Source organism: Streptomyces sp. NPDC001709, assembly GCF_053596375.1.
Window position 1 is genome coordinate 226,906 of the sequence record NZ_JBSFGB010000008.1, and the last position, 19,506, is coordinate 246,411.

18 protein-coding genes and 3 pseudogenes are annotated in these 19,506 nt (G+C 72.3%); 6 read left to right on the forward strand and 15 right to left on the reverse strand.

The features are described from left to right. Positions 1-19: 19 nt before the first annotated feature. The 3 genes and pseudogenes from ACWC0C_RS15355 to ACWC0C_RS15365 form a co-directional block, all read right to left on the reverse strand. A complete protein-coding gene (locus ACWC0C_RS15355; RefSeq protein WP_450864369.1) occupies positions 20-991 on the reverse strand; it encodes an SMP-30/gluconolactonase/LRE family protein in 972 nt (323 codons plus the stop codon). A 66-nt stretch (positions 992-1,057) separates the two neighbouring features. Beyond that, a complete protein-coding gene (locus tag ACWC0C_RS15360) occupies positions 1,058-1,345 on the reverse strand; it encodes a helix-turn-helix domain-containing protein (RefSeq protein WP_450864371.1) in 288 nt (95 codons plus the stop codon). Between the two features lie 190 nt (positions 1,346-1,535). Then, positions 1,536-2,045 (reverse strand): annotated as a pseudogene (locus ACWC0C_RS15365) (glycosyl hydrolase 53 family protein); the annotation flags it as partial. Here ACWC0C_RS15365 and ACWC0C_RS15370 point away from each other — a divergent pair. Continuing rightward, a pseudogene (locus tag ACWC0C_RS15370) lies at positions 2,043-2,729 on the forward strand (LacI family DNA-binding transcriptional regulator); the annotation flags it as partial. The pseudogenes ACWC0C_RS15365 and ACWC0C_RS15370 sit on opposite strands and share 3 nt — an antisense overlap. Before the next feature lie 37 nt (positions 2,730-2,766). On the opposite strand, the gene ACWC0C_RS15375 reads toward ACWC0C_RS15370, so the two are convergent. Next, positions 2,767-3,492, reverse strand: coding sequence for a response regulator (locus ACWC0C_RS15375; protein ID WP_450864373.1), 726 nt, complete (start codon positions 3,490-3,492; stop codon positions 2,767-2,769). Next, a complete protein-coding gene (locus ACWC0C_RS15380) occupies positions 3,489-4,367 on the reverse strand; it encodes a sensor histidine kinase (protein WP_450864375.1) in 879 nt (292 codons plus the stop codon). Before ACWC0C_RS15380 ends, ACWC0C_RS15375 begins: the two co-directional genes overlap by 4 nt. A 139-nt stretch (positions 4,368-4,506) precedes the next feature. Between ACWC0C_RS15380 and ACWC0C_RS15385 the strand changes: the two genes are divergently transcribed. The 4 genes from ACWC0C_RS15385 (at position 4,507) to ACWC0C_RS15400 (ending at position 8,496) form a co-directional block, all read left to right on the forward strand. Then, entirely contained in the window at positions 4,507-5,214 is a 708-nt protein-coding gene (locus tag ACWC0C_RS15385; protein WP_449196183.1) for an ABC transporter ATP-binding protein, read from the forward strand. Then, positions 5,211-7,523, forward strand: coding sequence for an FtsX-like permease family protein (locus ACWC0C_RS15390; RefSeq protein ID WP_450864376.1), 2,313 nt, complete (start codon positions 5,211-5,213; stop codon positions 7,521-7,523). The genes ACWC0C_RS15385 and ACWC0C_RS15390 overlap by 4 nt, the downstream gene beginning before the upstream one ends. Positions 7,524-7,643: 120 nt before the next feature. Then, a complete protein-coding gene (locus ACWC0C_RS15395; RefSeq protein ID WP_449196181.1) occupies positions 7,644-7,994 on the forward strand; it encodes a VOC family protein in 351 nt (116 codons plus the stop codon). An 82-nt stretch (positions 7,995-8,076) separates the two neighbouring features. Beyond that, positions 8,077-8,496 (forward strand): MarR family winged helix-turn-helix transcriptional regulator, encoded by a 420-nt coding sequence (locus ACWC0C_RS15400; RefSeq protein ID WP_449196180.1) that lies wholly within the window; start codon positions 8,077-8,079, stop codon positions 8,494-8,496. On the opposite strand, the gene pqqB is transcribed toward ACWC0C_RS15400, so the two are convergent. From pqqB to ACWC0C_RS15440, 8 genes and pseudogenes are all read right to left on the reverse strand, one after another. Continuing rightward, entirely contained in the window at positions 8,456-9,403 is a 948-nt protein-coding gene (pqqB, locus tag ACWC0C_RS15405; protein ID WP_450864379.1) for a pyrroloquinoline quinone biosynthesis protein PqqB, read from the reverse strand. The genes ACWC0C_RS15400 and pqqB overlap by 41 nt on opposite strands. Positions 9,404-9,470: 67 nt before the next feature. After that, positions 9,471-10,583 (reverse strand): hypothetical protein, encoded by a 1,113-nt coding sequence (locus ACWC0C_RS15410; protein ID WP_450864380.1) that lies wholly within the window; start codon positions 10,581-10,583, stop codon positions 9,471-9,473. Positions 10,584-10,619: 36 nt separating this feature from the next. Next, positions 10,620-11,018, reverse strand: coding sequence for an SseB family protein (locus tag ACWC0C_RS15415; RefSeq protein WP_449196177.1), 399 nt, complete (start codon positions 11,016-11,018; stop codon positions 10,620-10,622). Between the two features lie 192 nt (positions 11,019-11,210). Then, complete coding sequence (locus tag ACWC0C_RS15420) at positions 11,211-11,918, reverse strand: GntR family transcriptional regulator (protein WP_450864382.1); 708 nt, start codon at positions 11,916-11,918, stop codon at positions 11,211-11,213. Then, complete coding sequence (locus ACWC0C_RS15425; RefSeq protein WP_449196175.1) at positions 11,915-12,466, reverse strand: cysteine hydrolase family protein; 552 nt, start codon at positions 12,464-12,466, stop codon at positions 11,915-11,917. Before ACWC0C_RS15425 ends, ACWC0C_RS15420 begins: the two co-directional genes overlap by 4 nt. Continuing rightward, positions 12,463-13,977 carry a purine-cytosine permease family protein gene (locus tag ACWC0C_RS15430; RefSeq protein WP_450864384.1) on the reverse strand — a complete coding sequence of 505 codons (1,515 nt, stop codon included), beginning with the start codon at positions 13,975-13,977 and terminating at the stop codon, positions 12,463-12,465. The genes ACWC0C_RS15425 and ACWC0C_RS15430 overlap by 4 nt, the downstream gene beginning before the upstream one ends. Before the next feature lie 111 nt (positions 13,978-14,088). Continuing rightward, the gene (locus ACWC0C_RS15435) at positions 14,089-15,795 is read right to left on the reverse strand and encodes a purine-cytosine permease family protein (protein ID WP_450864386.1); all 1,707 of its coding nucleotides are present in this window, start codon (positions 15,793-15,795) and stop codon (positions 14,089-14,091) included. Between the two features lie 93 nt (positions 15,796-15,888). Beyond that, positions 15,889-16,322, reverse strand: a pseudogene (locus ACWC0C_RS15440) (MFS transporter); the annotation flags it as partial. Positions 16,323-16,529: 207 nt separating this feature from the next. On the opposite strand from ACWC0C_RS15440, the gene ACWC0C_RS15445 reads away from it, so the two are divergent. Continuing rightward, on the forward strand, positions 16,530-17,603 hold the full coding sequence (locus tag ACWC0C_RS15445; RefSeq protein WP_450864388.1) for an NAD(+)/NADH kinase: 1,074 nt from the start codon (positions 16,530-16,532) through the stop codon (positions 17,601-17,603). Positions 17,604-17,827: 224 nt separating this feature from the next. Here ACWC0C_RS15445 and ACWC0C_RS15450 read toward each other — a convergent pair whose 3' ends face one another. Both ACWC0C_RS15450 and msrA read right to left on the reverse strand, forming a co-directional pair. Continuing rightward, on the reverse strand, positions 17,828-18,784 hold the full coding sequence (locus ACWC0C_RS15450; RefSeq protein WP_450864390.1) for a hypothetical protein: 957 nt from the start codon (positions 18,782-18,784) through the stop codon (positions 17,828-17,830). 165 nt (positions 18,785-18,949) lie between these two features. Beyond that, on the reverse strand, positions 18,950-19,471 hold the full coding sequence (gene msrA, locus ACWC0C_RS15455) for a peptide-methionine (S)-S-oxide reductase MsrA (RefSeq protein WP_449196171.1): 522 nt from the start codon (positions 19,469-19,471) through the stop codon (positions 18,950-18,952). Positions 19,472-19,506: the final 35 nt, after the last annotated feature.

A 19,506-nucleotide genomic window follows, 5' to 3' on the forward strand; every position in this document is an offset into this window, starting at 1 on the left:
GCACCAGCCTACCGCCGGGTCAGGGGACGACGGGCCGGGCACAGACCGCGACGCCCGGCTCCTGGAGGCTGCCGAGGACGAGACGGTCCCCGATCGCGCAGACGCTGGTGACCATGCGGAAGCCCGAGCGGCGGCGGGTGAGGTGCGCCACGGTCCGGCCGGCGTCGTCGAGGGCCAGCACCCCGATCGTTCCGCTCGGGCGGTACGGCGCGTGTACGGCGGCCCGGGCGGCGGCGCCGCGCACGGCGGGCGGGGTGCGGTGCAGCAGGTCCAGGGGCGGGACCCGGGGGCTTGCGAGCGCGACCCACAACGGGCCGTCGGGGCCCTCGCGCCAGAGGTTGTCCGGCATGCCGGGAAGCGTGGCGAAGAGGTCGGACTGTCCGGCGTGCGGGCCGGTGAGGTGGTAGCGGGTGAGGCGGCAGGAACCGGTCTCGGCGATCACCAGGAACGCGCCGTCGGCGGCTGCCGCCAGGCCGTTGGCGAACTGCAGCCCCTCCAGCAGGACTTCGGGCTCGCCTCCCTCGGGCGGCAGGCGCAGCAGGCGACCGGTGCCGGTGTGTCCGACGATGTCGCCGATCCACTGGTCCAGCGGGTAGCGGCGGCTGGAGACGGTGAAGTACACGGTGCCGTCGGGCAGGGCGACGACGTTGCTGCAGAAGCGGAGCCGCTCCCCCGCCGCCGCGTCCGCGAGGACACGGACGGTACCGGCGCCGGGGCCGTCCCCGGGGTCGACGCGCAGCAGTCCCCGTTCCGCGTCGCACACCAACAGGCCGCCGTCCGGCAGCGGTTCGACTCCGAGCGGCCGGCCGCCGGTGTCGGCCAGCACCTCCACCCGGGCCAGGCGCGGGTCGCCGGGGTGGTGGACGCGCAGGATCCGGCCGTCGCCCACCCCGGTCAGCACCCGCCCGTGCGCGTCGGGCACGACGTCCTCGGGGCCGCGGGCGCCCAGGGAGACGTAGTGGAGTGGGACCAGTGCCGTGGGTCGGTCCATGTGCGCTGCCCTTCCGCCGTGGGCCGGTCCATCCCGGCGGCCGGCCGTGCCCACAGTGTCGTCCCCTCACCACCCCTTCTCGAAAACCCGGGCCACCTCGGCGATGCGGATCTCGTCGCGCCGGTAGTACGTGCGGCAGCAGACGCGGCGGCTGCGCAGCAGGCCGAGCCGGGTGAGGAAGTCCAGGTGGGCGAGGGCGGTCCGGCGCGGCACGCCCAGCTTGGCGGCCACGGCGCGCGCGGTGACTCCCGTCTCGGCCAGATCGCGGCGACGGGGCGCCGGGAAATGCGCCGCGGGTTCCTTGAGCCATTCCAGAATCGTCTGCCGCATCCGGCCCGAGGGAGTTCCCATCATCCGTCCGCCTCCGTCCCCGGCCTCCTCGTACGCAGTGTTCCCACTGTGGACCGGGCAACTCCGTCGCGCAGGGGACTCGGCCGTCGTTGTCCGGTACCGAACGGCCGTGCGACCAAGGAGTGGGCATATGACCCCGGAAAATCGGCGGAGGCCCGGCCGCCCCTTACGGCCGGGCCTCGTCACCCGTGGTTCAGCGGTGGCTGAACCACGTCATGGAGGAGAGCGCCTTGTCGTCGTAGCCGAACAGGGCCTGGTTCTCCCAGCCGTTGCCGGAGGTGGCGTCGGTGGGGTCCCAGCCGTCGCCGGTGACGGCGGTCCAGGTCGCCTCCCAGTAGAAGACGCCGAGGCCGCGGCCGTTCGGGACGGCCTCGACGATGCTCGCCACGTCGTTCATCCACTCGGTCTGGCCGGCCACGGTCGCCGGGTAGCCGCTCACCAGCTCGCTCGTGGTATCGATCTGGTTCTCCAGGGAGTCGTCCTGGGCCAGGGTGAACGGGTAGGCGGTCTCGGCGACGAACACCGGCTTGCCGTAGCGGGAGGCCGCGTCGTCCTGGGTCGTCTGGAAGTCGGAGAGCGGGCCGTGCCAGTAGCCGTAGTACGACAGGCCGATCGCGTCGAACTTCACGCCGTTCGCGACGGCGTTGTCGAACCACCACTCCATGCCGGACTTGTCGCCGCCCTTGGCGAGATGCAGGGCCAGGACGAACGGCGGCGTATCACGCGGTACATCACCGCCGGGCACGTCGACGGGGTGCTGCTGGTCTCCAGCCACTCGGGCGATCCGGTCGCGCAGGAGCTTCGGGAGGCGGGTGTGCCGCTCGTGGCGTGCGGCAAGCCCATCGGGCTCGGCTCCAAGGTGAGTTACGTGGCCGCCGACGACCGGGACGGTGCCCGGGACATGGTCCGGCACCTGCTGTCACTGGGCCGGCGCCGGATCGGGGTGGTCACCGGTCCGCTGGACACCCCCGGCGGTGTGGAGCGGCTCGCCGGGTACAGGGAGGTGCTGGTCGAGGCGGGCATCGCGGTCGACGAGAGCCTGATCGTGTCCGGGGACTACAGCCGGGCGAGCGGGGAGGCGGGCGCGGAGCGGCTGCTGGCGCAGGCCCCCGACATGGACGCGGTGTTCGTCGCCTCCGACCTGATGGCGCAGGGCGTGCTGGCGGCGCTGCACCGGGCGGGCAAACGGGTGCCGGATGACATCGCTGTCGGCGGCTTCGACGACTCCCCGGCGGCGACGGCCGTGACCCCGGAGCTGACCACGATCCGGCAGCCGTGGGACCGGATCAGCAACGAGATGGTGCGGGTGCTGCTCGCGCAGATCGGCGGGGAGGATCCGGCGGCGGTGATACTGCCTACGGAGCTGGTGCGGCGCGCTTCCGCGTGAGCCGCCTTGGCGCGTCGCGGGGTGCCGGTAAAGGGCGTCAGGCGTCTGCGGCACCGTTGTGGCTGGTCGCGCCGTTCCCCGCACCCCTGCGGGGCGCGACCAGGCCCGTCTCATAGGCCAGGACCACCGCCTGGGCGCGGTCGCGCAGGCCCAGCTTGGCGAAGATGCGGGCCACGTGGGACTTGACCGTCGCCTCGCTCAGGGTCAGCTCGGTGGCCAGTTCCGTGTTGGACAGGCCGCGGCCCATGAGGGTCAGCACCTCCCGCTCGCGGGGTGTGAGCGCGGCCAGGTCGGTGGGCACCGTCTCCGGCGTCCGGTCGGCCTCGGCCGCGTAGCGCTCGACCAGGCGCCGGGTGATCTGCGGCGCGAGCAGGGCGTCGCCGGTGCCGACGAGGCGTACGGCCGCCGCCAGGTGCTCCGGGGTGACGTCCTTCAGCAGGAAGCCGCTGGCCCCGATGGAGAGCGCCTCGTACACATACCGGTCCAGGTCGAACGTGGTCAGCATGAGCACCCGGCAGCCGGGGATCTGCTCCAGGATGCGGCGGGTGGCCTCCAGGCCGTCCATGGCGGGCATGCGGATGTCCATGAGGACCACGTCCGGGCGCAGTTCGCGTGCCGCGGACACCGCTTCGGTGCCGTCCGCGGCCTCGCCGACCACCTCGATGCCGCGGGCGGTGAGGATCAACCGGAAGCCGGTTCGGATCAGTGTCTGGTCGTCGGCGATCAGTACCCGGGGCGCCCGCTCGGGCGCGTCCGCCGTCATGGACGGTCCCATGGACGGTCCAGGGGTATGCGGGCGCGGACGCGATAGCCGCCGCCGAGTCTGCGGCGGGCGTCCAGGTCACCGCCGTAGACGGCGACCCGCTCGCGCAGGCCGAGCAGGCCGCGGCCGGTGCCGCGGGTCGGCGGTCTCGGCGTGGCCGGGGCGGTGCCGGTGAGCACGCTGGGACCGGTGTTGAGTACCTCGACGCGCAGCGCGTGGTCGGCGTACCGCACGGTCACCTCCGCCTTGCCGCCGTCGCCGTGCCGGAGCGCATTGGTCAGGGCTTCCTGGATGATTCGGTATGCGGTCACGTCGATGCCCTGGGGCAGCGGGCGCGGCTCGCCGGAGATGCGGACCTCCACCGGCAGCCCGGCGAACGATATCCGGTCCACGAGCGGGCCGAGCCGGTCGAGGCCCGGCTGTGGGGCGAGGGGCCTGCTCACCGCATCCGCGTCCGCTCCCGGGCCGGTGTCCGGGCGTGCCGGGTCCGTGTCCGTGCCGTCCTGTGCGGGTGCCAGCAGTCCCAGCAGATGTCTGAGGTCGGTCATCGCGCCCCGGCCCGCGTCCTCGACGGCTCTGAGAGCCGTGGCCGCCTCGTCCGGCATCGTGCCCAGCACCTCGCGGGCGGCGCTCGCCTGGACCACCATGAGGCTGACGTTGTGACTGACGATGTCGTGCAACTCGCGGGCGATCCGGTCGCGTTCGGCAGCGATCGCGGCCTCCGCCGCGCTCTCCCGCTCGCGCTCCAGCAGCCAGCCCCGCTCCCCGACCGCCGCCTGCCAGCGGCGCCGGGTGCGCACCAGCGCCACCGTCAGCCCGAGAACGGCCGCGCACGCCACCGCGAGCGCCGCCGCCAGCACGTCGTTCTCCCCCATGCCGTTCATGGTCGCAGACGGCACTGACATCCGCATCGACCTGGGGATTCAGCGTTATCCATCCGTGGGATGAGTCCGCGCCGCAGTGCCATCCGGGGAGGGATGCACGGGGTGTCGTCCCGCGTCTAGCGTCCTGCCCATGGTCACCGAGGTGAGAACGGGAGACACCGTCGTACGGCTCGACGGTGTGCGCAAGGAGTACGGCGAGACGGTCGCGCTCGACGGGGTGTCACTGGAGATCCGCGCCGGGGAGGCGGTCGCGGTGATGGGCCCCTCGGGGTGCGGCAAGTCCACGCTGCTCAACATGATCGCCGGGCTGGACCGGCCGACGGCCGGAAGTGTCGTCGTACACGGCGAGAGCGTCGGGGAGTTGAGCGAGAAGGGGCTCGCGCTGTACCGGCGGCGCAGGATCGGCATGATCTTCCAGTTCTTCAACCTCATCGACGATCTGTCGGCCCTGGACAACGTGGCGCTGGCCGCCCAGTTGACCGGCACGCCGGCCAGGCAGGCCCGTCGCCGCGCACTGGAGCTGTTCGAGGAGCTGGGCATCACGGACCGCCGCAACGCCTACCCGGCGGTGCTCAGCGGTGGTGAGCGGCAACGGGTCGCCGTGGCACGGGCGTTGATGAACCGGCCGGCGCTGCTGCTGGCCGACGAGCCGACCGGCGCGCTGGACAGCCGGGCCGGGGAGCAGGTGATGGACCTGCTGATCGACCTGAACCAGATCGGGCAGACGCTCGTCATCGTCACGCACGACCGGCATCTCGCCCAGCGCTGTGCGAGCCGCCTGGTGGAGCTGGCCGACGGCCGGGTGACCGGTGAGCACACCCTGGAGCCGTCGGTATGAGGGCGGTGTGGAAGGCCGCGCGGGCGGCGGTGCGCAGGCGGAGACTTCAGACGCTGGTGATCTGGCTGGTCACACTGGTGTCGACGGGGTCGATCGTGGTCGCGCTGGGGCTGGTGGACGCGGCGTCGGCGCCGTTCGACCATGTCTTCGGCAAGCAGCACGGACCGCACATCGTCGCCGGGTTCGATCCGGGCGAGGTGTCGGACGCGCAGTTGGAACGAGCCGCGATGCAGCCCGGAGTGGAGGCGGTGGCGGGCCCGTTCCCGCAGGCGACGGTGGACATCCCGCGCGACGCGGAGGACCTGGGGCTCGGCGGCGAGGTCACGGTCGTGGGCCGTTCCGGGCCCGGCGGCGCGGTGGACCGGCTGGACCTGTGGGCGGGCCGGTGGCCGACCCGGCCGGGCGAGATGGTTCTCAACCGGCAGTCCGACTGGACCGGCGCCGACATCGGCAAGAAGTTCCAGCTGCCGTCCGGGCCGACCCTCACCATCGTCGGATTCGCTTTCGATCTGAGTGACACGGCGGACGTGTGGGTCGCCCCGGACCAGATCGCGGCCCTGCACCCGAACACCACGCAGATGCTGTACCGCTTCCGGGACGCGTCCTCGCAGAGCGCGCTGGGCGCGGGGCTGGCCCGGGTGACCGAGGGGCTGCCGAAGGGCTCGCTGAGGGGATCGCAGAGCTATCTGACGCTCAAGCACCGGATCGGGAGCAACGCGCGCGCGTACGCCCCGTACCTCATGGCATTCGGCATCCTCGGCATCCTGGTCGCGGTGCTGATCGTCGCCAACGTGGTCGGCGGCGCGGTGGTGTCGGGCTTCCGGCACATCGGCATCCTCAAGGCCCTCGGGTTCACTCCGGGGCAGGTGCTGGGCGTCTACCTGGTGATGGTCTGCGTACCGGCCGTGCTGGGCTGCGCACTCGGCACGCTCGTCGGCAACCTGCTGGCCGAGCCGTTCTTCAAGTTCGTGTTCACGGGGCCGGACTCAGGAGTGCTGCACGACAAGCTCGGCATCGCGCCCTGGGTCGACCTGCTCAGTCTCATCGGCATGCCGTTGGTCTGCGTGCTGGCCGCGCTCGGCCCGTCCGTGCGGGCCCAGAGGCTGTCCGCAGCGCGAGCGATCAGCGCGGGCAGCGCACCGCGTGCGGGGCGGGCGCTCGGCATCCAGCGACGGCTCGCGGGGCTACGGTTGCCGCGGTCGGTGAGCCTCGGGGTGGGGTTGCCCTTCGCCCGTCCCGCGCGCAGCGCGCTCACCCTGGCCGCGGTGGTCCTGGGCGTGACCACGGTGACGTTCGCGACGGGCCTGGCGACGACGATGACCCTCTTCGGGGACGGCCGCAAGGGTGCGTACGACGTCACGGTGTACGCAAGCGACTACGTCCATGGCAAGAAGGTGCTGCCGGTCCACGGCGACCGCGAACTCCAGTCGATGCTGGGCGCGTTGCCGGGCGCGGCACGGGTGACGGCCCGGGGGGACGAGGACGCGCGGCTCGAGGGTTCCACACAGAGGATCGTCTTCGAGGGCCGGCGCGGGCCGGACCTCCCCCTGGACGACGTGCTCGTCCGGGGCCACTGGATGCACCGTCCGGGAGAGGTCGTGGTCGGCTCGGCCTTTCTACGCCGCAACGGGGCGCACATCGGTGACCACCTCCGGCTGCGCAAGAGCGGCCGCGCGGAGGAGGTCACCGTGGTCGGCGAGCTGATGCGGGAGAACGACCGGGTGGTCACCGGCACCTGGCCGACGTTCACCGCCCTGGTCCCGGACGGAAAGGCGTTCGCCTACCACGTCGAACTGCGCAAGGGCACGGACGCGGCGGCGTACGCGCGCGCCGCCCGAGCCGCCGACAAGGGGCTCAGTACCCAACTGACCGGCCCGAGCAGCGGCGCCCGGACCATCATCGACTCGGCGACCGCCCTCACCCTGATGCTGGCCCTGGTCGCCTCCCTCGGCGTGTTCAACACGGCCGTGCTGAACACCCATGACCGGCGCCGCGACCTCGGCATGCTGAAGTCGATCGGCATGACCCCACGCCAGGTGACGGTGATGACGGTGACGTCGATGGCGGTGCTCGGCGCGCTGGGATCCGTGCTCGGGGTCCCGCTGGGCATCGCGGCCTACGAGGTGGTGATCCCGCGGATGGCGGCGGGAATCGACATCACCCTGCCGTCGTACATGACGGACGTCTGGCACGCGCCGAAACTGGCCGGACTCGCGCTCGCGGGACTGGTGATCGCCGTCGTGGGCGCCCTGATCCCCGCCCGGCGCGCGGCCCGCCTCACCGTTGCCGAGGTGCTGCACAACGAGTAGGGACCCGGGGAGCCCGCAACCGGTCAGGATCGAAGAAGCCGGGGCGGGCTCCCGGGTCCTAACGTGAAGTGCACCGACGGAAAACCCCCGTCGGGCCACGTACCTGAGAAGGAGACTCCCATGACCGCCGGCGTGCAGACGATCATCTACCCCGTCAAGGACAAGGACCGCGCGAAGGCCCTGTTCACCGCCCTGCTGGGCGTCGAGCCGTACGCGGACCAGCCCTACTACGTCGGATTCAAGGCCGAGGGCCAGGACGTCGGTCTCGACCCGAACGGGCACGCCCAGGGCCTGACCGGGCCGGTGCCGTTCTGGCACGTCACCGACCTGCGGGAGCGCCTCGCGGCGCTGCTGGCGGCGGGCGCCGAGGTGGTCCAGGACGTGCGGGACGTCGGCAACGGCCGGCTGATCGCCTCGGTGAAGGACCCGGACGGCAACCTGATCGGCCTCCTCCAGGACGCGGCCGCCTGAGCACCGGCCCCCGTACACATACGCTTGCACCCGCACTAATTGCACACTCAACGATTGGCTGGATCGGTGCTACGGTGCGGGTATGGCAGTCAAGACGGCCGACGCCCGGCTCGAGGAACGGTGGCGGGACATCCTCGCCGTGCACGCACGCACGATGTGCGAGATCGACCGGGCCCTGCACCCGCACGGGCTGGGCGCCAGCGACTTCGAGGTGCTGGACATCCTGGCGACCGAGTCGCCCGCGGCGGGGGACCAGTGCCGGGTGCAGAACCTGGTCGGCCGGGTCCATCTCAGCCAGAGCGCGCTGTCCCGGCTCATCGGCCGACTGGAGAAGGACGGTCTGGTCGAGCGCTCGGTGTGCGCGGAGGACCGGCGCGGGGTGTGGGTGGCACTCACCGACAAGGGCCGCGCGCTGCACACCGAGGTGCTGCCCCTGCAGCGCGCCGTGCTGGAGCGCATGCTCACCGAGCAGGACCGTCAGAGCATCGGGCCGGACCGCTAGAGACGGTGCCGGACCGCTGGAGCACCAGCTCGGCCCCGTCGGGCAGGACCTCGACGCCCGCCTCGGCGACACGCGCGCGTGCCGGTGACGCCGGGTCGAGCAGCGGGTTCGTGTTGTTGAGGTGGGTGTAGATCCGGCGTGCTCCCCGATGGCGGGCCAGTGCCGCGAGCGTCCCGTCCGGGCCCGTGACCGGCAGGTGTCCCATGGCGGCCTGCCCGGCGCCGGACCGTACCGCGCTGCCCATCTCGTCGGCCGCGTAGAAGGTGCCGTCCATCAGCACGCAGTCCGCCCCGGCGCACAGCTCGTCGAGCGCCGGGCTCCAGGCACCCACACAGGGCGCGTACACCAGCACTCCCCCGCTGGCCAGTGACTCGACGCGGTACGCCGTCACCCACGGGCCGGCCGGTCCCGGCGCCTGCACCGGTACGTACTTCGGGATCTTCACGCCCACCGGATGGGCCGTGACCACCAGCCCCCCGGCCAGCACGAAGCCGCCGTCGGCCAGGCTGTCCGCCCACTCCCAGGGACGGTATCGGTCCAGGGCGGCACGGGCGGGGGCCAGGACCGCGCGGACCGGCGGGGCGGCGTAGACCTTGAGGCCCGCCGCTCCGCGCAGTTCGGCGAGACCGGTGACGTGGTCGGCCTCGGCGTCGGTGAGCAGCACACCGCGCAGCGGGGTCTCCCGGGGACCGGGTCCCGGCCGCAGCGCCGGCGTGGCGGCGAGCTGGGTGCGCAGATCGGGCGAGGCGTTCAGCAGCCACCAGTCGCGGCCGTTGCCGGTGACGGCGGCGCACTCCTGGGTGCGGGAGGGCAGCTCGCCGTCCCGGGCGGCCGCGCACAGCGAGCAGGCACAGTTCCACTGCGGGAAGCCGCCCCCGGCGGCGGTGCCCAGCAGGACGACCCTCACGACCATCGGCTCCTTCGCACACGTCCGGACCTGTCCTGGCTGGGATCTTCCCGCGTCGGGCCGGGGACTACCCGGCGGCGGGGGGCAGTTCCGGCCGTCCTTCGCCGGGCCTGCGGTCCGCCGGGCGCTCGGGCGGGATCGGGCCGCCGGGGAAGTCTCGGGGGCCGGTCCACAGCGCGGGTACAGCGTCGCAGCGGCGGCACAGCTCGTAGGCGATCGCCTCGTAGTTGACCCGCCAGCCCTGGAAGTGCTGCCAGGCGTCCTTGGATGGACGCTCGGCATGGAAACCGGCCGACTCCAGCATGGCCACGGCGGCGTCGAACTCGGCGAAGGTGAGCCGGATGGAGGCGTCCGGCGACGGGTCGGAGTCGAACGGGATGCGCAGCGCGCGGGCGATGTCGCGCAGGGCGGTGAATCCGGCCCGCAGGACCAGCCTGGCCTCCGGCGGGGCGAGCCGCGGGTCCAGGGCCAGCTGCATCGCGGCCGCGTCCATCACCGCGACGAGACCGACCAGCCAGCTGCGGTGCGGGCGCGGGGAGCGGAAGGTCAGCAGGACGGGGTACGTCGAGTGGCTCTCACCCATGTCCGAGGCGAGGCGTTCCCAGGCGCCGTACAGCGCGGGCAGCGCGGTCTCGGTGTCGACCAGCCACTGCCGGGCGAGGATCTCCGGCCCCCACGCCGGCTCGCCGGCCCGCGCCTGGAGCAGGGTGACCTCCAGTTCACGGCGGTTGTAGGCGGCGTACAGGGTGGGCAGATAGGCGATCTGCAGGGCGATCAGGACCGGTCCGGTGGCCGCGGCGACGAAGTCGAGCACCGACAGCCTCAGCCGGGCTCCGCCGGCGAAACCGAGGGTGAACAGGCTGGACCCCGCCTCCCGGAACGCGGTGGTCCAGGACAGCGGGGACAGCGAGTACAGCAGGAGGCCGAAGCCGAGCAGGGCACCGGCGAGCCAGGTGGCGAGCATGCCGACGAGCATCAGCGGGGCGAGCCAGGTCTGTGCGCGGTCGATGGATGCGTAGTCCTTGCGGACGGCTGTGAGCCGGAGGAGTCGGCGCAGCACCCACCACAGGCGGAAGACCAGCGCGGAGTAGAGGCCCCGGGGTACCACCAGGGTACGGAGGATGCTGGTCAGGACCAGCACCAGGATCAGGGCCCCTGCCGCGCCGACGATGTATTCCATGGGGTCATTTTTGCGCCCCTTCCAGGGGCGCGTTGATCATCGGGCCAGCAGCGTGCGTACCCCCTGTGACGTGAGCGTCAGGGCGTGGGTGGAGTTGCCGTCTATGGCCAGGGAGAGGTCCTCGTCGGGCCATTGGGAGGCGAGGGCGCCGAGGGGGATGAGGCGGTAGCGGGAGACGAACGGCAGGAGGTCGGCCATCTCGCCCTCTGTGGTGAAGACGGGGACGACCGGGTCGCCTCCGGGCTGTTCCAGGACGGGAAGGGCCACGGTCGTGGCGTCGGCGCCCTCTCCGTCGACCGCGTCGTCCGGCACGGGGACGAGCACGTCACTGTGGGCGAGGACGTCCAGCGCGGCCTCGTCCTCGGCGTTCTCGGCGAGCGTGTCCAGCGCCTGCTGGGCCGGCGTCGGCAGGTCGTTGTGTGCGGGTGTCTCCATGGCAGATCCCCAGGTAGCGACGGTCGTACGGGCCTCCCGGGGACGGATCCGCGCCCGGGCGTGCTCGCGCCTCGCGTACCCGGTGGGCCGCGGGACATGCGTGCGGGTCGGCAGGAGACGGCAGGAGATCCGGTGGGGGCGCGGCCTCCCCCTGGGGAACCGCAGCCGACCGCGCTCACGGCCGCGACCGCGTCAGCCGAAGGTGAGGGTCAGCTGGAAGTGGTCGGGGTCGAGCAGGCTGACGACGTGCTCGACGAAGGAGCCGTCGGCCGCCCGGCTGGTCCGCCGCGTCTCGAGGAACCAGTCGCCCGGCGCGCGCCGCAGCAGCTCCGCCTCCCGGGCGTCGACCGGCCGCCCGGAGATCCGCTGCTCCCCGTGGTCGGTCCGCAGCCCGGCGCGCAGCAGCAGCTCGGTGAGCGGGTCCTGGCCGAGGCCGCGGGCGGGCAGCTCGCGGATCACCGGCACCGGCGGCAGGAAGCAGCGCTCGTACGACACCACGGTCCCGTCCGCGGCCAGCTCCCGGGTCCGCTCCACGCACACGAACACGTCCTTCTCCAGGCCGAGTTCGGCGGCGAGGGCCCCGTCGTGCGTCTCGCGTACGGCGAGGGTCCGCACGGTGGTGTCCACGCCCCGTACGGGCAGCGCGTGGGCCCAGCCGAGCCGGTCGTCCGGCGGGCGGCCGTCGAAGAGGACGTAGGAGCCCTTGCCGGTGCGGGTGGTGATCAGGCCTTCCTCGGACAGTTCGGCGAGGGCCGCGCGGATGGTCGTACGGCTGACGCCGAACCGCTGGGCGAGGGCGTGTTCGCCGGGCAGCCGTTCGCCGGACGGGCGGCTGCCGTCGCGGATCTCCCGGGCGAGGATCCGGCTGATCCGCTGGTGCTTGAGCGGGACGCCGGTCACGGCCCGGCCTCCGCGAGCAGGTCGTCGACCGTGGTGACGCGGATCAGCGGCCGGTACAGCTCCATGATCTGCAGGGCCTTGACGTGGGAGTCGTCGTCCACGCCCGCGCAGGCGTCCGCGGCCACCAGCACCTCGGCACCGGCGTCGGCGGCGGCCAGGGCGGTGGACAGCACACAGCATTCCGTACTGACACCGGCCAGCACCAGACGGTCGTCCGGGCCGACGCGGGCGGCGAGTTCCGGGGTCCACTTGCCGAAGGTGGTGGCGTCGACGACATGGCCGGCCAGGTCGGCGAACCCGTCGGACAGGTCCCAGAGTTCGGCGTCCGGGGGCTGCAGGGCGAAGGGCCAGTCGTCGTAATAGGCGCGCCAGGCTCCGGTGGGTTGCGCGGGGGCCAGGAAGCGGGTGAAGGTGACGCGGTCGGCGAAGGCCGGCAGCAGGCTGCGTACACCCGCCGCCGCGTCGGCGTACCGGGGGGTGGCCCAGGGGCTCGCCCGGTCGGCGAAGACGCGCTGCATGTCGATGACGGCGAGGTGTCCGGCGGTCATGTGTTCAGCACCCCTTCGTCGGCCACCGGGCTCGGCGCCTGTGCCTCCTGGGCACGCACCCGACCCCGGCCCGGCAGCAGGGTGCAGAGGAAGGCGAGGGCCAGCGCGACCAGGACGCCGAGGTTGGCGTAGGCCCAGGCACCGGTCTTGCCGCCGAGGCCCAGCGGGCCGAGGAGGTAGCCCTGCCAGGCGAGCCAGCTCGCCGCGGTGTTGGTGACCAGGCCCCAGCCGACGGCCGTGGCGGCGAGGGTGAGGAGCAGGGGCGGCAGCGCGATGTCGCCGTAGCGGCCGTGCGGGCGGTAGAGGTCGCCGTCGTCGTAGTCGCGGCGGCGCAGGGCGAGGTCGGCGAGCATGATGCCGCACCACGCGGCGATGGGGACGCCGAGCGTGGTCAGGAAGCCCATGAACTGGCCGAGGAAGTCGCCGGCGAAGAACACGATGTAGACCGAGCCGGCGATCATCAGGACGCCGTCGACGAGGGCGGCCAGGTAGCGGGGGATCGGCAGGCCTGCGGAGAGCAGGGCCAGGCCCGAGGAGTAGATGTCGAGGACGGCGCCGCCGACCAGGCCGAGGACGGCGACCACGGCGAACGGCACCAGGAACCAGGTGGGCAGGATCGTGGTGAGCGCGCCGATCGGGTCGGCCGCGATGGCCTTGCTCAGCTGCTGCGAGGAACCGGCCAGCAGCAGGCCGAAGACCAGCAGGAGCAGCGGGGCGACCGAGGCGCCGAAGGTGGTCCAGCCGATCACGCCCCGGCTGGACGAACTGCGGGGCAGATAGCGGGAGTAGTCGGCGGCGGCGTTGACCCAGCCGAGTCCGAAGCCGGTCATCATGAACACCAGGGCGCCGATGAACTGCTGGGCGGATCCGGCCGGGAGGGCGCTGACGGTGCTCCAGTGGATGTGGTCGGCGACGAGGGCGACGTAGACGATCGTGAGGACGCCCGTGATGACGGTGATGGCCGTCTGCAGCCGCATGATCAGGTCGAAGCCCATGACTCCGCCGACGACGGTGAGCGCGGCCACGACGATGAGCGCGACCACCTTGGTCTCGGTGCCGCCGCCCCAGCCGAGGCGGCTGAAGACGGTCGCGGTGGCGAGCGTGGCGAGTGCGGCGAGGACGGTCTCCCAGCCGACGGTGAGCATCCAGGAGATCACCGACGGCAGCCGGTTGCCGCGCACGCCGTACGCCGCCCGGCTGAGCACCATGGTGGGCGCCGAGCCGCGCTTTCCGGCGACCGCGATGAACCCGCACAGCAGGAACGAGACGATGATGCCGAGCACGCCGGCGGCCAGGGCCTGCCAGAAGGAGATGCCGAAGCCGAACGCGAAGGCGCCGTAGCTCAGGCCGAGGACGGAGACGTTCGCCCCGAACCAGGGCCAGAACAGCGTGCGCGGGGAGCCCTTGCGCTCCGCGTCCCCGATCACGTCGAGTCCGTGCGTCTCCACCTGCATCGGGCGGCCGGAGGATCTGCCGTCGGTGAGTCCGAGGGGGTCCTGCGGTTGCGTCATGGCCGAGCCACCTGCCCTACCTGTCTAGACGTGTCTGTTTCACGCTAGGCCGGTGCACCGGGGGCGTCAAGGACGGTCGCTACGGCTGACCGACCGCCGGCGTGCGGCGGCTCAGTCCGCGGTGCGTACGGCGGGCAGGCCCAGGTCGACCGGTCCCGCGGCTCCCACGGCCTTGCAGGAGTCGTGGCAGTCCTTCTCCAGGCTGCAGCACAGCGAGCAGATCGCGCCCTGGTGGAAGGGGCAGCCGGCCATGTCGGGCCGCTCGAAGCCGGTCTCGCACACCGAGCAGGTCAAGGTGGCGGCCGAGGGCAGCCCGTCGGCCCCCAGCAGCGGCTCGTCCAGGCCGTCCGGGCGGGCGATGTAGTACTTGCCCTTGGTCAGCACCGCGAACAGCGGCGAGAGCACCATGGCCAGGAACAGCGCGATGAACGGCGAGAACGCCTTGCCGTAGGAGCCGAAGGCATCGAAGTACGCGGCGATGGAGACCGCCGACGCGATCAGCATGGAGCCGAAACCGACCGGGTTGAAGTGGTACAGATGCGCCCGCTTGAACTCGATGTACGACGGGCTCAGCTTCAGCGGCTTGTTGACGACCAGGTCGGCGACGACCGCGCCGATCCAGGCGATGGCCACGTTGGAGTAGAAGCCGAGGACGGTGTTGAGGAAGCCGAAGACGCCGCCCTCCATCAGCGCGAGCGCGATACCCACGTTGAGGAAGATGTAGACGACCCGGCCGGGGTGACGGTGCGTCAGCCGGGAGAAGAAGTTCGACCAGGACAGCGAACCGGAGTACGCGTTGGTCGAGTTGATCTTTATCTGGGACAGGATGACGAAGAAGGTGGCCAGTCCCAGCGCGACGGGCGCGGCGAACGTCCCGAACCCGTGGACGTACTGCTGGATCGGCTCGTTCGCCTTGGCCAGTCCCACGCTTGAGGCGATGAAGAAGGCGAGGAAGGCGCCGCCGATCTGCTTCAGCGCGCCCAGCACCACCCAGCCGGGCCCGGCGCCGAGGACCGCGGCCCACCACTGCCTGCCGTTCTCGGGCGTCTTGTCGGGCATGAAGCGCAGGTAGTCCACCTGCTCCCCGATCTGCGCGATCAGCGACAGCGCGACGCCCGCGCCCGCCCCGACGCCGATCATGCTGATGCCGGACCCGGTGGGCGAGTCACCCGCGAAGTGCGTGAACTCGGCGAACTTTCCCGGCTCCTGGATCGCGATGGACACGAACGGCGCGACCATCAGCACCAGCCAGACGGGCTGGGTCCACACCTGCATTTTCGACAGCGCGGTCATGCCGTACACGACGAGCGGCAGGATGATCAGGGAGCAGATGACGTAGCCCACGGGCAGCGGTATGTGCAGGCCCAGTTCGAGGGCCTGCGCCATGATCGAGCCTTCGAGGGCGAAGAAGATGAAGGTGAAGCTCGCGTAGATCACCGAGGTCAGCGTCGAGCCCAGATACCCGAATCCGGCGCCCCGGGTCAGCAGGTCCATGTCGATGGAGTACTTCGCCGAGTAGTACGAGATCGGGATGCCGGTGAGGAAGATGACCACCGCCGCGGTCAGGATCGCCACCATGGCGCTGGAGAAGCCGTGGGAGACGGCGATCGAGCCGCCGATGGCGAAGTCCGCGAGATAGGCGATGCCGCCGAGGGCCGTGGTGGCCACGACGTACGGCGTCCAGCGGCGGAAGGACTTGGGCGCGTAGCGCAGTGAGTAGTCCTCCAGCGTGTCGTTCCGGGTCCACCCGTTGTAGGTCCGGCCGCCCGGGGAGGACGGCGGGGCTGGCGGCGCCTGCTTGTCGACGGTGTCCGTCACGGCTGCTCCCTCTTCCTGCGGTCCGCCCCGGTGGGTGCCGAGGCGTTGCAGGGAAGGTTCGCGCCACGCCATTACCCCGCCGTTTCGCCGTCTTTACGACGGCGAACACGACGTCCCGGCTTCTTGCGCGGGCAGCCGCGGGTCGGCCGGCTCGGCGAGCGTGCGCAGCAACAGCCAGCTCAGTGCGGGCAGGAGGACGAGCGGGGCGAGGGCGGTTTGCAGGCGGAGGTCAGCGCAGTGCACGCGTACAGAGCGGGGCCGGGGACGAACACCACGCCCGCGACCGCCGCGACCGAGACCAGGTAGGACCACCGGCACACCGTGACCCGGTTCCAGCGCTCCGCCAGCGTGCCGCCCAGCACGGAGCCGACCGCGCCGCCGAGGTAGACCAGGAACAGCGCGGCGGTGCCGGCGGCCGCGCCCCCTCCCAGCCGTTGCTCCGCGTAGAGGGAGAGGAAGGTACCGAGCCCGATGAAGACGACCGAGCGGCACGCCACGGCCGGCGACAGCTGCGCCACGGAGGACAGCAGGGAGGCGGCCAGTACGACGCCCGAGGCTGCGGCGTAGCCGTATCCTCGCCTGGTGTCCCGCGGTACGGCGCCGACGGCCCGAGTAGCCGTACTCACCTCCCCGTGCCCGCCTACCCAGGCGGCCCCCCGGCGGCGTGGCGCGTGCCGTGCCGGAGCGGTCCGCGGCGAGGATGGCGGAGGGGAACAGCCGGCTGGGAGGCGGAGATGACGGTGAACCGTATCGGCCTGGTGGTACACGGCGGACGCCCCGAGGCCGTGGCCGCCGCGCGGACCGTGCGCGCGTGGTGCGCGGAGCACGCCGTGGGGTGCGCCGACATCGACGTGTGGCAGGAGGGGGCGCGGCACAGCGCGCTGGAGGAGGTCGAGGCGGCGGGCGATCCGGATCTCATCGTCACGCTCGGCGGTGACGGCACGTTCCTGCGCGGTGCCCGGCTGGCGGCCGAGCACGACGCCTTGGTCCTCGGTGTCGATCTCGGCCGCGTCGGCTTCCTCACCGAGGTTCCCGCCTCGGCGGTGCGCGCGGCGCTGGACGCGGTCCTGACGGAGCGGATCACCGTGGAGAGCCGGATGCTCCTCACCATGCGGGCGTCGTGCCGGCTGGAGGTGCCGGCGCAGATGGAGGCGTTGCTGCGGTACGGCCGCGGGCCGATGCTGCCGCCGCCCCGGGTCCGTACGGAGTGCGAGACGGGTAACGAGTGGGGTGTCGCGCTGAACGTCACCGCCCTCAACGACGTCGTCGTGGAGAAGCTCGCCAGGGACCGACAGGTGTCGGTCGGTGTCTACCTGGCCGGCCGGCTCCTGGCCTGCTACTCCGCCGACGCGCTGCTGGTGGCCACGCCCACGGGCTCCACCGCGTACAGCTTCGCCGCCGGCGGCCCGGTCGTCTCACCGCGCACGGAGGGCCTGGTGTTCACCCCCGTCGCCCCGCACATGGTGTTCAACCGATCGGTCGTCGCCGCCCCCGACGAGCCCGTCGCGCTGCGGATCCTCGAACGCTCGGGCCAGGCCGCCGTCAGCATCGACGGCCAGCTGCGCGGAGTGCTCGGCCCCGGGGACTGGATCGGCGTGTACGCCGCGCCACGCCGGCTGAAGGCGGTTCGGCTGGGCCCCACTGACTTCTACGGCCGGCTGCGCGAGCGCATGAACCTCACCGACGCGCCGGCCGCACTCGCCGACGGGGAGGCCGCTCCCCTGTGGCCGGTGACCACTCCCCCGCCCGGCGACCTGGCCCACCTCGCCCTGCCGCCCGTGCCCGCGGACGGGCCTGGGCCGTCCTGAGCCCACCGGCCACGCCGGCCAACGGGGTGTCCGCCCCGCGCGAGCGCCGGGTGCGCGTGACATCGGCGGCTTCGGGTCAGGCCGTGACGGATCCGCGGGTGCGGACGAACGGGTCGTGCCGTGACCGATCGGCGGGTGCGGACGAACAGGTCATGCCATAACCGACCTGCCGGTACGGACGAACAGGTCATGCCATAACCGACCCGCCGGTGCGGACCAACAGGTCACGCCGCGACCGACCCGCCGGTGCGGACGAGCGTCGGCAGCATGAGCGCGCCTGCCGTCACCGCGGCGGTGTGCAGCGCGGCCGCGACGGCGAGGTTCTCCGGCAGGGACGTATCAGCGGGGTGGGCCAGCGCCACGTACAGGACGAACGGGAGCTGCCAGCCGCTCCACGCGCACAGCGACCCCGTCCCCAGCCAGCCGAGCGTCAAGGGGATCCACCGCGGCAGCCGGGCGGGGCGGCCGCGGGCGATGGCCCAGGTGGCCGCCGAGGCGATGAACGCCCACAGCCCCCACACACCGGTCAGCAACCGCTCAGCGGCGCCGCGGTCCGCCGGATGCGCGACACCGGCCGTACCGCCGAACGCCCAGTAGATCCAGGCCGCCCCGATCAGCAGCCCGGCGCCCACCCCCCACCGCACCCGGCCTGCGGTGCCGGTACCCGCGTCGCCGACCCGGCCTGCGAACACGTCCGGCCGGCGCCGCCTGAGATACGCGGGCAGGGCGAGGGCCAGGCCGAGTCCCATGCCCACGAAGCTGGTCTGGATCAGCGCGGCCTCCCAGCCCGGCATGGTCGGGCCGCTGTCCTCGTGGTGCCGTGGCGTACCGCCCGTCAGGCCCAGCAGTGAGTCCAGTACGGCGTACGGCAGTAGAGGGACGAGGAAGCCGGTACCCACCCAGGCGACACCCGCGACCCACCGCTCCGGCAGCCGCATGCCCCAGGGCCGTACCAGCGCGAGGGCCATGGCGATTCCGAGGCCGGCCATGCCGATGGTCGCGGTGTTGAGCACGAGCCACCCCGCCAGGCCGAAGCCCTCGCCGATCGGCAGCACTCCCGCGATCGCGCCGACCACCCACGAGATCTTGATCAACGCGTACGGCGCCATCACCGCCGCAGCCCCGTACGCCGCCGACCGCCCCAGCCGGTCGAAGCGGTCCCACGAGCCCAGCCCTTCCACGAGTTCCCCCCTGCGTCCCGCGGAAGCCGTGTGCTGGTCTTCCGCCTCCGGAAGGACCACACTCGTCGCCGCCCGGACCGGTCGCATCACGCGCAGGTCGGATCGCTCTCCGCCGTCCGGCGGAGACCCGGTGCCGGTGAGTTCGGGGGGAGGTTCGGCGGACGCTCAGTTCGCCGTGGCCGGGCCGCGCCGTGGCAGCTTCCAGTTCGGGCGCGGGAAGTGGCATGTGTAGCCGTTGGGATAGCGCTCCAAGTAGTCCTGGTGCTCGGGCTCCGCCTCCCAGAAGTCGCCGACGGGCTCCACCTCCGTGACCACCTTCCCCGGCCACAGCCCGCTCGCCTCGACGTCCGCGATCGTGTCCACGGCGATTCGGTGCTGCTCCTCGTCGCCGTAGAAGATGGCGGACCGGTAGCTCCGCCCGATGTCGTTGCCCTGGCGGTCCCTGGTGGTCGGGTCGTGGATCTGGAAGAAGAACTCCAGGATGTCGCGGTAGCTCGTCGCCGTGGGGTCGAAGAGGATCTCGATGGCCTCGGCGTGGTCGCCGTGATTGCGGTACGTGGCGTTCGGCGTGTCGCCGCCGCTGTAGCCGACGCGGGTGGCCACCACGCCCGGCTGCTTGCGGATCAGATCCTGCATGCCCCAGAAGCAACCGCCTGCCAGGACGGCCCGCTCGGTTCCCACGGTCATCGGTCACTCCCTGACGCTTCAGTCCGGCGCGGTTG